The 13,587-nt window shown below is 55.8% G+C and carries 10 protein-coding genes; 4 read left to right on the top strand and 6 right to left on the bottom strand.

The genetic code is table 11. From position 1 onward, the window contains the following. From G411_RS0116920 to G411_RS0116930, 3 genes are all read right to left on the bottom strand, one after another. On the bottom strand, window positions 1–372 hold the full coding sequence (locus tag G411_RS0116920) for a DUF1428 domain-containing protein (RefSeq protein WP_022960395.1): 372 nt from the start codon (window positions 370–372) through the stop codon (window positions 1–3). A gap of 95 nt (window positions 373–467) precedes the next feature. Next, complete coding sequence (locus G411_RS0116925; RefSeq protein ID WP_022960396.1) at window positions 468–887, bottom strand: VOC family protein; 420 nt, start codon at window positions 885–887, stop codon at window positions 468–470. A 99-nt stretch (window positions 888–986) separates the two neighbouring features. Beyond that, entirely contained in the window at window positions 987–2,237 is a 1,251-nt protein-coding gene (locus tag G411_RS0116930) for an RNA polymerase sigma factor (RefSeq protein ID WP_022960397.1), read from the bottom strand. 484 nt (window positions 2,238–2,721) lie between these two features. Between G411_RS0116930 and G411_RS20990 the strand changes: the two genes are divergently transcribed. Beyond that, window positions 2,722–5,163 carry a CHAT domain-containing protein gene (locus G411_RS20990; RefSeq protein WP_022960398.1) on the top strand — a complete coding sequence of 814 codons (2,442 nt, stop codon included), beginning with the start codon at window positions 2,722–2,724 and terminating at the stop codon, window positions 5,161–5,163. Window positions 5,164–5,299: 136 nt separating this feature from the next. Here G411_RS20990 and G411_RS22215 read toward each other — a convergent pair whose 3' ends face one another. Continuing rightward, a complete protein-coding gene (locus tag G411_RS22215) occupies window positions 5,300–5,464 on the bottom strand; it encodes a hypothetical protein (protein ID WP_022960399.1) in 165 nt (54 codons plus the stop codon). Between the two features lie 152 nt (window positions 5,465–5,616). Next, the gene (locus G411_RS0116945) at window positions 5,617–7,074 is read right to left on the bottom strand and encodes an aminotransferase-like domain-containing protein (protein WP_245542396.1); all 1,458 of its coding nucleotides are present in this window, start codon (window positions 7,072–7,074) and stop codon (window positions 5,617–5,619) included. A 144-nt stretch (window positions 7,075–7,218) separates the two neighbouring features. Here G411_RS0116945 and G411_RS0116950 point away from each other — a divergent pair, with 144 nt between their 5' ends. Then, window positions 7,219–8,013 (top strand): PhzF family phenazine biosynthesis protein, encoded by a 795-nt coding sequence (locus G411_RS0116950; protein ID WP_022960401.1) that lies wholly within the window; start codon window positions 7,219–7,221, stop codon window positions 8,011–8,013. Window positions 8,014–8,083: 70 nt separating this feature from the next. On the opposite strand, the gene G411_RS20995 is transcribed toward G411_RS0116950, so the two are convergent. Beyond that, entirely contained in the window at window positions 8,084–10,363 is a 2,280-nt protein-coding gene (locus tag G411_RS20995; RefSeq protein WP_084495647.1) for a TonB-dependent receptor, read from the bottom strand. Window positions 10,364–10,876: 513 nt separating this feature from the next. Here G411_RS20995 and G411_RS0116965 point away from each other — a divergent pair. Together G411_RS0116965 and cydB are read left to right on the top strand one after the other, a co-directional pair. Further along, window positions 10,877–12,436: a cytochrome ubiquinol oxidase subunit I gene (locus G411_RS0116965; RefSeq protein ID WP_022960404.1), complete on the top strand. Its 1,560-nt coding sequence runs from the start codon at window positions 10,877–10,879 to the stop codon at window positions 12,434–12,436. Further along, a complete protein-coding gene (gene cydB, locus G411_RS0116970) occupies window positions 12,433–13,572 on the top strand; it encodes a cytochrome d ubiquinol oxidase subunit II (protein WP_022960405.1) in 1,140 nt (379 codons plus the stop codon). The genes G411_RS0116965 and cydB overlap by 4 nt, the downstream gene beginning before the upstream one ends. Window positions 13,573–13,587 lie beyond the last annotated feature (15 nt).

The following is a 13,587-nucleotide window of genomic DNA, read 5'->3' on the forward strand; positions in this document are numbered from 1 at the left end:
CTATTTTTCGAGTGTGACCACCGGTGTAAAGCCACCGAAAATCAGACGCATACCATCAAAAGGCATGGGGTTGCTCTCCGGGTTAACGCGCGGGTCGGTATCCATCGCTGCCATCATTTTTTCCATCCCCGCATCGCGGGTGGCTTTATCTGGCCATTCGATCCAGGAAAATACGACAGCCTCGCCCTCTGCTACCTGTACCGCTCGCCGAAAGTCAGTAACTTTGCCGTCGGGCACGTCGTCTTCCCAGCATTCGAGAACACGGGTGGCGCCCCATTCCAAGAAAATGGGGTCGGCGGTTTCAGCGTGGTGAATAAATTTCTCTTTATTGGCCTCGGGAACAGCCAAAAGAAATCCATCGATATAGCTCATGATTCATCTCCTCGAGTTGTCGGTGGCACTCCGTGCCAGTAAGTCCTAAGTAGTCGTTGATGTGCCCTTGTAATCGACAGGTCAGGACGAATTTATTAAGAATTTTTTTCCTCAGAGTTGATTGCCTCAGGGGCCATCCAAATGGCTTCCCATATATGGCCGTCTGGATCGGAGAAGGCGCGGCTATACATAAATCCATGGTCTTGTGTGGGATTGATGTCCGCTGTCCCGCCCTGGGCTGCCGCAGCTTCATTCATGTTGTCGACGGCCTCGCGACTGCTGAGTGACACGCAGAGCATTACTTCGCTGCTAGTGGAGGGTGGGATTGGGCGGCTGGTGAACTCGCGCCATTTATTGTGGGTGAGCAACATGACGTTAATCGTGTCGCTCCATATCATGCAGGCGGCCGTGTCATCGGTGAATTGCGGATTGTTGTCAAAGCCGAGGGCCTGATAGAAAGCGATTGACGCTTTCAGGTCGATAGTGGGTAGATTGACGAAAATCATTCCGCTCATTGCAGGAATCTCCTTGGCTATGGGTTGTTATTAACAGTTGCTACCCAGTAGTCGTCGGTTGACCCGCCGTTTCGACAACGTCGAGAAATTTTTTTTTAATTATTTATGTAGCAGTTTGCTCAGGCGCTGTTGCAGAAAGCGTCGCTCCGGTTCCTGCTGGGTGAGGTCTAGTGCCTGCTGATAGCAGCGGATCGCATCCTGCGGCTGTCCCAGTCGGCGAAACAGGTCCGCCCGGGCAGCGTGTAACAGGTAATAGCGCTTTAAGTCTTTGAGTTTCATTATGTTATCGATGGCTTGAAGGCCGGCCTCAGGCCCATCGCGCATGGCTAGCGCGGCGGCGCGGTTAAGTTCCACGACTGGTGAAGGATTGATGCGCAACAGAACATCGTAGAGTCCGGTGATTTCCGCCCAGTCGGTATCTGCTGCCGTGGGCGCCTCGGCGTGCACGGCGGCGATAGCGGCCTGCAAGCTATACACACCATGCGCCCCTGTTCTGAGCGCCTGTTCCACCAGATCACAGCCTTCGCGGATCTGTTCTCTGTTCCACAGTGTGCGATCCTGCTCTTCTAGCGGAATTAAGTCGCCACTAACATTGGTGCGACCGGCTCTACGGGCATCGTGTAGCAACATCAGGGAAAGCAGACCGATCACTTCGGTGTGGGGAAGCAAGTCGTACAGCAGCCTGCCCAGACGTATTGCTTCGGCGGTTAAATCCCGCCGGATTAACGCGGCCCCACTGGAGGCGGAATAGCCTTCGTTGAAGACGAGATAAATGACCGCCAGTACCGTCTCCAGCCGCGCAGCCAGCTCTTCGGGTTCAGGAACTTCGTAGGGGATCGCTGCATCGCGGATTTTGTTCTTTGCCCGCACAATTCTTTGGGCCAGTGTCGGTACCGGTACCAGGAAGGCAGCGGCAATGGCCTCCGTTGGTATGCCGCATACTTCCCTAAGCGTCAGGCCGATCCGGGCCTCTACTGCCAACGCGGGGTGACAGCAGGTAAAAATCAATCGCAGGCGGTCATCCTCAATAGTGTCGTCGTCGACCAGTAGTTCGGTTGGAGATTCGGCCTCTAGGGTGTAGGCGAACTCTTGCAGGTGATGATCCTGACGATTGCTTTTTCGTATCCGGTCGATAGCTTTGAAACGCCCGGTAGAGATTAGCCAGGCCCGGGGGTTGTCGGGAATGCCATCGCGTTGCCACTGTGCAAGGGCCGCGACAAACGCGTCTTGCATGGCTTCCTCTGCAAGGTCAAAATTTCCTTGCAATAGACGGATTAAGGTGGCCAACACCCGCCGCGATTCCTCGCGGTAGATTGTTGTAATACCTTGTTCAACAGAACGGAGTGTCATACGGCAGTCTATAGCTCGTGATAAGCATCGTCTAGGAAGGGGCGTTGAGGTGTCGTGTCTGCACCGATAGCGTCATAATCTATGTCTGCATCGTGGAAGAAAGCCGGAAATGCGAAGCTAATCATGGCGAAGGCGTGCCGGGGTGGCAACTGATGAGACCTTTTCTTTCTTCAGACGTTGGTAGAGAGGGGAATTTTTAGCACGGTACTTTTCATGGTACTACTTAGTCATGGTACTAATTAATCATGGTACTAATTAGTCATGATAGTACTTAGGTATTGATCGCCGAACGCTAGCCAAATGTCGTGATGCCAATTACGGTTGGCGTACGAACGGAAAAATTCGCCCATGGCCAACCTGTTGCCAGCCTCGCAATGAAACCGCCGTGACGACAGTCACTCCTCGTAGAGAGGCCCCACGGAAGCAAAACCCGCAATGTAGATAACCATTATAAAATGGGTTTGGAAGCGTCTTAAGGAGAATCATGTTGAAATTACAACGCCATCTGAAACTGGCTGGATTGGTCGCAACTGCGCTGTTTGTTTCGGCTTGCAATCCCTACCAGATAAAATCCGCGCAGAATGATTTTTCGACGTCAACCTACACCTACCGAATGGCGAGTTTGCACGGCGAAAATGCCAAGTTGCGAGAGCTGTGGCTGGAGGACAGTCAGGGAAGCATTGAGGCGATGTCCTCCAAAAATCTCCGCTATGCCTGTGATGCCCTGATGGAGATTGGTGATTTTCGAGAGGCGAGGACATGTCTGGCGGCTTTGCGCGAGCAAGAGCCATATGACTGGATGTCAGAGGAGTTTGACGAAACGACCCACCGCTATTTCAGCGATGCTTTACTGGCTCGTTACCACTTTTTGATTGGCGATTATCGTCAGGCTATCGCGCTGGCTGACGAGGTCATAGAAAACTTACATTTGAAGCAGGATACCTGGTACAAGCGCAGAGACCCTAATTTCTGGTACGGCCAGATGACAGCGGGTTATGCGGCTGGCATGTCGCAGATTGCTCTCGGTAAATCAGCTATCAGCGAACGATACTATCGGGCTCTCGACAATCACTACAACGAGGGGCATTGGCAGGATCAGGATAGAAAACTCTACGTGACGCGTCGCGCCGAAATGCTGTTTGTTGAGCGCCGCTACTCAGAGGCACTTGCTCTGCTGACCGGTGAAGAAAGCGAAAACACGACCTCCGAAAAAGTGGCTTCGGTTCTCCAGCACATACAGGCACTGGGTATCGCGGCACTGGTTAACAAGGCATCAACGGGGGACGCTAACCTAACAGGCGCAAATCGCTTCGCCGGCAACCGCCATCTTCATTTGTATATGGTTGCCAAAGCCAGACTCGAACTGGGTCAGCGCGAAGACGCCAAGGCAATCTACGATTCGCTGTTGGAGAAGCTAAAAGATGCCAGTTACAACACGTTCTACTGGAAGGCCGCTCACGATCGTGCGCTGATTGCTCAGCAGGAAGGGGACAACGAGCTGGCCGACCGCTTGTTCAGTATGGCAATCGACGCTCTTGAAGAGCAGCGCAGTACGCTGACGACGGACGGCAACAAAATTTCCTTTGTGGGTGACAAACAGCGGTTATATCAGGACTACGTCGCTTTTCTCGTCGACGAACAACGCTATGCCGCAGCCTTTGAATACTCGGATAAAGCCAAGGCCCGCGCATTGGTGGATATGCTGGCCAATCGTGAATTCAAGTCCGAAGGACAATCTGAGGCGCAACAGCTATACCGGGAACTGCGCGATCTTCAGGCTGATTCCAGCGTGGTGGCCGGTATTGGCACTGAGCAGCAGAAAGCCGAGAAGACCAGAGCGCTCAAGCGAGTATATAAAAAAATAGAAACCAGTAACGCGCAGTTGAGTTCACTGGTTAGTGCTGAGACGCCCAGTGTCTCTGAGGTCCAACAGCGGCTCGGCGACGACGAAGCCCTGATCCAGTATTACAAACTCAAGGATCACTATCATGCCTTCCTGTTAACGCACGAAGGTGTCAGAAGTTACCCACTGCCTCAAGCTTCCGTCGACGAGGTTGATCAGGCGGTGGGTGATTTTCGTCAGGCGCTTATGGCCGTCGATAACGAGAGCTATCAGCTTGAGGCACAAGCCCTTTACGACCGCTTACTGCGCCCAATGCAGAGTCAGCTACAGCAGCGCAAGTTGATCCTTGTCGCGGATGGCGCCTTGCATTATTTGCCTTTTGCAGCGCTGCATGATGGACGCCAGTTTGTTTTGCAGCGTCACCAACTGCGTGCTCTCAGTGCCGCCAGTGTCCTGACCTTATTGGAACAGCGGGATGTAAGAGGTCAGCGTCTGATTGCGTTGGGCAATCCTGACTTGGGTAACCCAGATCTTGATTTGCCCGGCGCAGAGCAGGAGGTCAAGGCGCTGCGGCAATTGCTCAGCCAAGCTGAGGTCGTAACGCGTCAGCAGGCGACGGAAACACGGATCAAGCAATTGGGTGAGGGCTATTCCGTGTTGCATATTGCCTCTCATGGTCAGTTCGATGCCAGCCAGCCCCTGGCCTCGCGTTTGTTGTTGTCCGCCGACGGCAGTAATGACGGTGTGCTCACCGTGGGAGAGCTGTACGACTTGAGCCTGCCGGCTAAGCTGGTTGTGCTGTCTGCTTGCGAGACCGGATTAGGGGATGTGAAAAACGGGGGGGACGTGATTGGCCTGACCCGCGGATTCCTTTACGCCGGTGCCAGCTCTGTTGTCTCTACACTGTGGATGGTGGCGGATGAAACGACTAAGCAACTGATGCTGGATTTCTATCGCCAGTTGCAACAGCAATCGCAGCAGGACATTGGTGAAGCCTTGACTACCGCGCAGCGTCGAATCTTCCGCCAGGTGAATCCTCATCCCTATTATTGGGCGGCGTTTCAACTGACTGGCAGCATTTGATGCTGTTTATGAGGCGTGACTGTCGTGAGCGAAGGATCATGGCAAGACGATAGCCGGAACGCATGTATTCAGATGCCCGGTGACATCGGCGACAGGAGAGGGGGGCGTTTCCCGATCCGTCTCGCCATCACTGCCTTTAATGAATATTCCACCACCACGGTTGATCGGGGCGCGGAAGCTTATTGGCGTCGGCGACAATAGCGGTGACAAGCAGCAGGAATGCCAGCAGAAAAGGCAGCCACTGGGTCGCAGCTTTGATGGGGTATCTGGGTTGTCGTTTTGGACTGCGCTCGCGTTTCATTTCCGTTTCCTGCGATAGATCATCAGGGGAAATTCTGCGTGCTTGCCAGCCGGCTAAACAGGCGCAGTTATCGACTATTGTGTCGGTACAGTGGCGAAGGCTTGCTTACTGTTATGCATCACAGTTGCCGACGCAAATCTGAATGAATGCCTCTATGCTGTCTCAGTTTCAAGTCGGCTGAGCAATGCCGTCAAGGTCGACAGGGCCTTCATGGTGTTGTCATCCCAGCGGCAGGCGCAGGAGAGGCGGATGCAGTTCCGGTACTTCTGGCTGGCCGAAAAGATGGGGCCGGGGGCGATGCTGATGCCGTGGTTCATGGACCGCTTCGCCAGTTCCAGACTGTCGATGTTGCCAGGCAGTTCTACCCAGATCACGAATCCGCCTTCGGGGCGCGTAATGCGTGTGCCCTCGGGAAACAGCGCCATGACCTTAGATGACATGCGGCTAACGGCGAGGGCGTAGTCGCGTTTTACCTTACGCAGATGGCGTTCGTACTGACCGCCTTCCAGCAGCGCAGCGACCGCCAGCTGGGGAATGGTGGGGGTGGCGAGGTTGAGCACGTACTTCATGTATTCCACCTGTGGCTGATGGCGCCCGGGTACAATCCAGCCAATGCGCAGTCCCGGTGCCAGCGTTTTGGAAAAAGATCCGCAGTAGAGAATGTCACCGCTCGGGGAGAGGGATTTGCAGCTGCCGGGTCGAGCACTGCCAAAGCCGAGATCGCCGTAGACGTCGTCTTCCACCAAGCTGATGCCGTGTTTATCCAGCAATGCGACCAGCCCCGCTTTATTTTCGTCGGGCATGCAGCTGCCCAGCGGGTTGCTGAAATTGGGGGTAACCACGCAGGCTTTGATAGGCCACTGTTCCACGGTGAGTTCAAGGGCTTCGAGGGAGATGCCCGTGCGCGGGTGAGTGGGGATTTCCAGCGCCTTTAGCCCGAGGTTATCGATCACCTGCAGCAGGCCGTAGAAGGTGGGGGACTCCACGGCGACGACATCGCCGGGTCGGGTAACGGCGCGCAAGGCCAGAGAGAGGGCTTCTTGGCAGCCATTGGTAATGACGATTTCGTCCGGGTGGACTCGGCATCCGGCTTCGGCCATACGGCGGGCGATCTGTCTGCGCAGTTCCGGCAGGCCGGGCGGAAATTCGTAGGCTGCTACGGTGTTCTTGTGATATCTCGCCGACTGGGTAATGGCGCGCTCAATCGCGCGGATCGGCAAAAATGAGGCGTCGGGGACAGCCGCGCCGAGCTGGATGACCGATGGGTCGTGGGAGGCCTTGCCCATATTCAGTACCACTGCCTGCCCGGTCACGAGCATGGGCTGGTTGGGGGGCGCGGTCGGCAGGGGTTCCTTCGCCAACGGCTGGGGTCTGTCGCGGAGATAATAGCCGGAGCGGTTGCGTGCTTCGATCAGGCCGAGGTTTTCGAGGTGGCGATAGGCGGTAATCACGGTCGCAATGCTGACACTGCGTTGCTTACTGAGCCTGCGCACGCCGGGCAGTCGATCACCCGGCTGGTAGATACCCCGCTCAATACTTTGCTGCAGCTCGTCGGCGACTTGTTGGTATAGCGTTTCCATTGTCGGGGTATCCAGTACAGTTGTGGCCATGTTATATCGGTACAGATTTATATAGATTGGAATCTGTATCGTAACAATATTCGATTTTTGAATCTGTATCGATTTCTTGGGCGACATTATTCTTGTTCTTTCGGTGACGCACATTGTGGCGTCGTGACACAGCAGGAGAGAGTCGTGCCCCATCCTATATACATCGTTGACGCCTTCGTTTGCGGACCCTTTACCGGCAACCCCGCTGCAGTGTGTCTCATCAGTGGTAAAGAGTCTGCGCAATGGATGCAGCGGGTGGCGGCGGAAATGAATCTGTCGGAGACGGCATTCATCTGGCACTTGCAAGGCAATGAATGGGTGCTGCGTTGGTTCACACCCCGCTGTGAGGTGGATTTGTGCGGACACGCCACCCTTGCGGCCGCTCACACGCTCTGGCAGCGGGGCAGTGATCACGACAGCATCGAGTTCCATACGCGCAGCGGCGTACTCACTGCCAAGCGGGATGGCCAAGGTATCAAGCTGGATTTTCCCGCGGACCGTCCCGAGCCGCTTTCTCCGGAAGCTGCTGCGAGTGTTCAACAGCTCGTGAAGGACAAGGCACAGTGGCTGGGGCGCGGGCGCGACGATGCCTTGGTGGTGTTTGCCAGCGCCGAAGAAGTCCGGCAATTTCAACCCGATTTTGCGCAGATACAGGCCTTGCCGTATCGCGGACTGCTTATCACGGCGCGTGGTGACGAAGAGGGGCTGGACCTTGTCTCACGCTTTTTTGCGCCGACCTTGGGAATCCCCGAAGACCCGGTTACTGGCGCCGCACATTGTCTGTTAGCCCCGTATTGGTGTGAGCGTCTTGGGCGCAAAACCTTGCGCGGATTGCAGGCATCGCCCCGTACCGGGCTGGTTGAGATGGTGCTATCGGGCCAGAGGGTGACATTGCGCGGCGCAGCGAACACCGTTCTGGTGGGAGAATTTCTCGGGTGATGGACTGGGCAGCTACAGCGTATTGAGCGCTGTCGCTGCCTGCCCGTGTTCGGTGTTTAGCCTGTGAGGATCAGAAACGGTAGGCGAGCTCCAGACCGTAACTCCGTGGATCAGCCCATTGGTTGATGGTAAATGCCGTCAGATTGATCGCGGTGTTCCAGTATTCCTCGTCGCTGAGGTTTTTCCCCCATGCCGAGATGCGCAGTTCTCCCGAGCCCACGGGAATATCGCTGAGGTCGATACGGGCGTTAATCAGGCTGTAAGCGTCGACATTGGTGGTGGGGTCGTCGATGATCGTAATGTAGTAATCGTCTGTCCAGTAGTAGTCCAGACGCGCCGACAGGCTGCCGAAACTGAAGGGATCAAAGCTGTACTTAATGGACGCGAAGACCGTATTTTCAGGCGCGTAGGCGAATTGACGTTGCCTGGAGACGTCGACACCGCCATCACCAATAAACTCGTCATAACTTGCATCCAGCAGCGAGTAGTTCAGCGTGATATCCAGGTTCGCTGTCGGGCGTGCGACCAGTTCAAGCTCCATCCCCTGTAAGCTTGCGCTACCCGCGTTGACGATAAGGGTGCCGACCACTTCCTGAACAAAGCGGTCGCCCTGGAAATCGTCGTAGTCATTGTAAAAGACCGACATGTTTAGCTGCAGGCGTTGGTCCAGAAGGCGCGATTTCAGGCCAACTTCGTAGCCGGTCATGGTCTCTGGCGAGAAGGGGGTGGTGAACGCCGCATTGCTGGTGGCGACCCCGTTGAAGCCACCGCTCTTGAAGCCGGTGGACACTTTTGCGTAGCCGTGAACATCGTCGTTAAAACGCCAGGTAACGTTTGCCATGGGGGTGAACTCACGCCACTGGTCATCAGCATTGATCGGAATCAAGTCGCCGGACGCCGTCAGTACGGGGTTACCTGCCGGGTCTCGAACGAAGACGCCCGCGTTGGGGTCAGACGGGTCCTGATTGTAGATGCTGATATCTTTGGCAAGGTTCGTCGCGTCTTTGGTTTCTTCCGTCCAGCGTCCGCCGAGGGTCAGATCCATGCGGTCATCAAACATATCGGGCGTCCAGGTCAGTTGTCCGAAGACCGCCGTGGAGACATTTTCTGCACCGCGTTGGCTGACATCAAAGTCGTTGCCACCCAGTTGGAACAGCCAGCGTGGATTGTCGGTGTACCAGTCGTCTTCGTAGTAAAAAAGACCGACGACATACTGTGTGCGTTCAGTGCTGCCGACCAACTGGAATTCCTGCGTGAGTTGATCAAAATCGTTCTCGATTTTGAAGCGAAACAGGTCCAGCGCAGTGCCGTCAAAATCACTCATGCTCAGTGTATGAAGATCGCGATAGCCGGTAATCGATTTGAAGCTCAGATCACCGATGGCCGTGCCGGGCATATCGTAGTGGAGCGTCAGCGTGTGTCCGCTCACGGTTGACTGGCTGGTGATTGCGCTGTCGTTGCTGATGGCGTCGGGGCGGCGGGTCTGTGTGGCGGCGGCAACAAAGGGATTGAGTTGCGGCGAGACGAACGCGAAGGCGTCTGAATTGGTCAGTGCCAGCATGGGCGGTGTTTGGTCAGCATTGAACCTGTCGTAGCCATAGTCGACGCTGAAACGCTCGGTGAGCAGCAAGCTCGCATCGAAACGCAGCCCCCACTGATCGCGGTTGTCGAAGTCATCACTCGACGGACCGTCGTTCTTGTAGAAACCGTCACGCTTGCGATAGAACCCCGAGCCACGCATGCTGAATTCGCCAAGCCCCTCACCAACTGTGCCCGCAGAGGGCAGGTCCACCGATGCGCGGGTTTCACGCAGCCGTTTGTTGCCGATGCCTGCGCGTAACTGTCCGCCCCATTCGCCACTGGGTTTTTGCGTGATGAGGTTGATAGCGCCGCCGATGGTGTTTTTTCCATAGAGCGTTCCCTGTGGGCCGCGAAGCACCTCAATACGCTCAAGGTCGACCGCATCAAAAATGGCGCCCGAGGTCTTCGAGATGGGAACGCCATTCAGGTACATGCCTACCGCATTGTCTCGGCTCAGATTGTTGCTGAAGTTGCCGGCACCGCGAATAGTAATGCCGGCGTTCACCGAGCCGCCAATAGTGGGGGTAATCACCAGACCGGGCGTGTAGTCAGAGACGCCACTGACGTCTGTCGCACCGATTTCAGTCAGTGTATCGCTGCTGATCGCCGTTACCGATATCGGCGTTTCCTGCATACTTTCTTCCCGTCGCTGTGCTGTGACAAGCACTTCCTCAAGCGTTGTCGACAGCGGGGCTGCTTGCGGCATGCTTGCGGGAAAAGCGGCCGTCGCGGCAAATAGCCAGCATAGTGAGGACTTGTGTTTTGGCATCGAAGCTTCCTTTCTTTTATTAGATTTATAAACGGAATGGATGGTCTTGCCGGTGTGGGCATATCAAGAATTGCGGCGACAATTCCTGCGGTGGTTTCTCCGTGTTTTCCTATCAGGTAGCGAGTCTAAGCGAGGCACAGCGATCGAATCTATCAATGGGGAGAGTTAGTGAGTTTCCAATGACGTGGTAATGCGGAGGGGCACCCCTGTATGAGATGGCATTCGTTTTCGGCGAGCTGCGTGCCTGTTTCTGTTGTTTGCAGAACCTGCTGCTGCGACACATTGTCGCGCTGCTTCGTCTGAAGCCCCCGTGTTCCTTGACGTAAGTCAACGGCAATAAATTCGACATGGAATAAGGGTCGAACTTTATTGCATAAAGACTCTATACTCGTCACGACAACAGTATTTAGGTCGTTGGCCTGAACACTGAGCCTTCTGGGTAAAGCTGCTACGCCGTTAGCCTCCCTGGTTAGCGGTTGCGACCACCCGCACCACGGCAGAGAGAGCTGAGCAATGAATGAAACCCTGATCGAGCTATCGCGCCTGCAGTTTGCAGTCACCGCGATGTACCATTTCATTTTTGTTCCCCTGACCCTCGGTCTGACTTTCCTGTTGGCCATCATGGAGTCCGTCTATGTGATGACGGGACGCGAGGTCTATAAGGAAATGACCAAGTTCTGGGGCAAGCTGTTTGGCATTAACTTTGCCATCGGTGTTGCCACGGGGATTACCATGGAATTCCAGTTCGGAATGAACTGGTCTTACTACTCCCATTATGTCGGCGATATTTTCGGTGCGCCGCTGGCGATCGAGGGCCTGATGGCCTTCTTCCTCGAGTCGACGTTCATCGGTCTGTTCTTTTTCGGCTGGGATCGCTTGTCCAAGGTCAAGCATTTGATGGTGACCTGGCTGGTAGCCCTTGGCAGTAACTTCTCTGCGCTGTGGATTCTGATCGCCAACGGCTGGATGCAGAACCCGGAAGGCTCGGTTTTCAATCCGGAAACCATGCGGATGGAGATGCAGAGCTTTGCCGATTTGGTGATGAACCCGGTAGCCCAGGTGAAGTTTGTTCATACCGTATCTGCGGGCTACGTGACCGGCTCCATGTTTGTGCTGGCCATTTCTTCTTATTACTTGCTGCGCAACCGCCACATGGCATTTGCTCGCCGCTCTTTCGCGATTGCGGCAAGTTTCGGTCTGGCTTCAGCCCTGTCGGTGATTGTTCTTGGCGATGAGAGCGGTTACGAGCTGGGCGATGTGCAGCAGGTGAAACTGGCTGCGGTGGAAGCCGAGTGGGAAACCCATGAGCCTCCAGCGGCGTTCACGCTGTTCGGGATGCCTAACGAAGAGACACAGCATACCGACTACGCGATTCGCATTCCCTATGTGATGGGGCTGATCGCCACGCGCTCGCTGGATGAGCCGGTGATTGGTCTGGCAGACCTTAAGGAACAGCACCGAGAGAAAATTTATCAGGGCGCGCAGGCCAGTATCCTGCTGCAAAAAATGCGCAGCGAAGGTCTCAGCGAAGAGGAAAACGCGCAGTTTGATTCGGTGAAGAGCAGTCTGGGCTATGGCCTGCTGCTGGATGCCTATGCCGAAGACCTGAGTGCACCGACCGATGCCGAGGTGCAGGCTGCCGTTGATGCCAGCATCCCCAAAATCGCGCCCCTGTTCTGGGCCTTCCGTCTGATGGTGGCGTGTGGCTTCTTCATGCTGCTGGTCTTCGCGCTGGCGTTTTTCTACAGCGCTCGCCACGGGCAAGAGAAGCCCCGTTGGTTGCTGAAGCTCGCCCTGTTCAGTCTGCCCTTGCCGTGGATTGCCAGTGAGGCGGGGTGGTTTGTTGCCGAGTATGGCCGCCAGCCCTGGGCGATTGCCGAGATTCTGCCCATCCACACGGCGGTTTCCAATCTGGCGGTGAGTGATGTGGTGATCTCGCTGATCGCCGTCACCGTGTTCTACACCGTGATGTTCATTATTGGCCTGTCCCTGATGATCAAGTTTGCACGCAAAGGGCCGGGCGTTATCGCACCCGCTGCGTCGGCTGAGCGCCTGCAAGGAGTGGAGTCATGATTGATTACGAAACCCTGAGAATTATCTGGTGGCTGTTGGTCGGTGTGCTGCTGATTGGCTTCGCCATCACCGACGGCTTCGATCTCGGCGTCGGAGCACTGCTCACCTTGGTGGGGCGCAATGACGACGAACGCCGGGTGCTGATTAACACGATCGGGCCTCACTGGGACGGCAACCAGGTGTGGTTTATTACGGCGGGTGGCGCGATCTTTGCCGCTTGGCCGCTGATTTACGCAACGGCATTTTCCGGCTTCTATCTGGCTTTGATGCTCACCCTGGTGGCCCTGTGGATGCGTCCGCTGGGCTTTGATTACCGCAGCAAGCTGGAAGATCCGCGCTGGCGCGCGAGTTGGGACTGGGCGCTGTTCTGTGGCGGCCTGGTTCCCGCGCTGATTTTCGGCGTGGCCTTCGGCAATCTGTTGCTGGGCGTTCCGTTTGAGTTCGATGGCAACTTGAAAGCGACCTACACTGGGTCCTTCTTCGGCCTGCTTACGCCGTTTGCACTTTTGTCCGGCTTGATCAGCGTCAGTATGCTGATGATGCACGGGGCCACCTGGCTGCAAATGAAAACTGCCGATACCCTGCGTGGTCGCGCCGAACTGGTGGCCCAGCGTCTGGGAATCGTCACGCCGGTGCTGTTTATTCTCGCCGGTGTGTGGGTGGCCTTTGGACTTGATGGGTATGTGATTACCTCACCGGTCGATGGGAATGCGGCGTCCAATCCGGTACTCAAGTCGGTGGACACCGTGCCCGGTGGCTGGCTGGATAATTACGCCCGGTACCCGTGGATGCTGATTGCGCCGGTTCTGGGGATTGTCGGTCCGATTCTGGTGAGCCTGCAGTCGCGCTCACACCGGGCTGGTTGGGCCTTTGTCGCCAGTTGTATCAGTCTGGCAGGCATCATTCTGACTGCGGGCTTCTCCATGTTCCCGTTCCTGATGCCCAGTACCACCATGCCGAGTGCTTCGCTGACAGTGTGGGATGCCACCTCCAGCCACTTCACACTCTCGGTGATGTTCTGGGTCGCCGTTGTACTGGTGCCGATTGTGCTGTCTTACACCGCCTGGACCTTCTACGTCATGCGCGGGCGGATTCGCGAATCGCATATTGCTGAAAATGGCCATTCACTGTACTGACAGGCAAGGAGAGAC

The sequence above is a fragment of the Spongiibacter tropicus DSM 19543 genome (genome assembly GCF_000420325.1).
In the GTDB taxonomy this organism is placed as follows: domain Bacteria; phylum Pseudomonadota; class Gammaproteobacteria; order Pseudomonadales; family Spongiibacteraceae; genus Spongiibacter; species Spongiibacter tropicus.

Bases quoted from the DNA above. Each gene is read 5' to 3' on its own strand.
- cydB (WP_022960405.1), top strand. From the start codon at position 12,433: ATGATTGATTACGAAACCCTGAGAATTATCTGGTGGCTGTTGGTCGGT.
- G411_RS20995 (WP_084495647.1), bottom strand. From the start codon at position 10,363: ATGCCAAAACACAAGTCCTCACTATGCTGGCTATTTGCCGCGACGGCC.
- G411_RS0116925 (WP_022960396.1), bottom strand. From the start codon at position 887: ATGAGCGGAATGATTTTCGTCAATCTACCCACTATCGACCTGAAAGCG.
- G411_RS0116920 (WP_022960395.1), bottom strand. From the start codon at position 372: ATGAGCTATATCGATGGATTTCTTTTGGCTGTTCCCGAGGCCAATAAA.
- G411_RS22215 (WP_022960399.1), bottom strand. From the start codon at position 5,464: ATGAAACGCGAGCGCAGTCCAAAACGACAACCCAGATACCCCATCAAA.
- G411_RS20990 (WP_022960398.1), top strand. From the start codon at position 2,722: ATGTTGAAATTACAACGCCATCTGAAACTGGCTGGATTGGTCGCAACT.
- G411_RS0116965 (WP_022960404.1), top strand. From the start codon at position 10,877: ATGAATGAAACCCTGATCGAGCTATCGCGCCTGCAGTTTGCAGTCACC.
- G411_RS0116930 (WP_022960397.1), bottom strand. From the start codon at position 2,237: ATGACACTCCGTTCTGTTGAACAAGGTATTACAACAATCTACCGCGAG.
- G411_RS0116945 (WP_245542396.1), bottom strand. From the start codon at position 7,074: ATGGCCACAACTGTACTGGATACCCCGACAATGGAAACGCTATACCAA.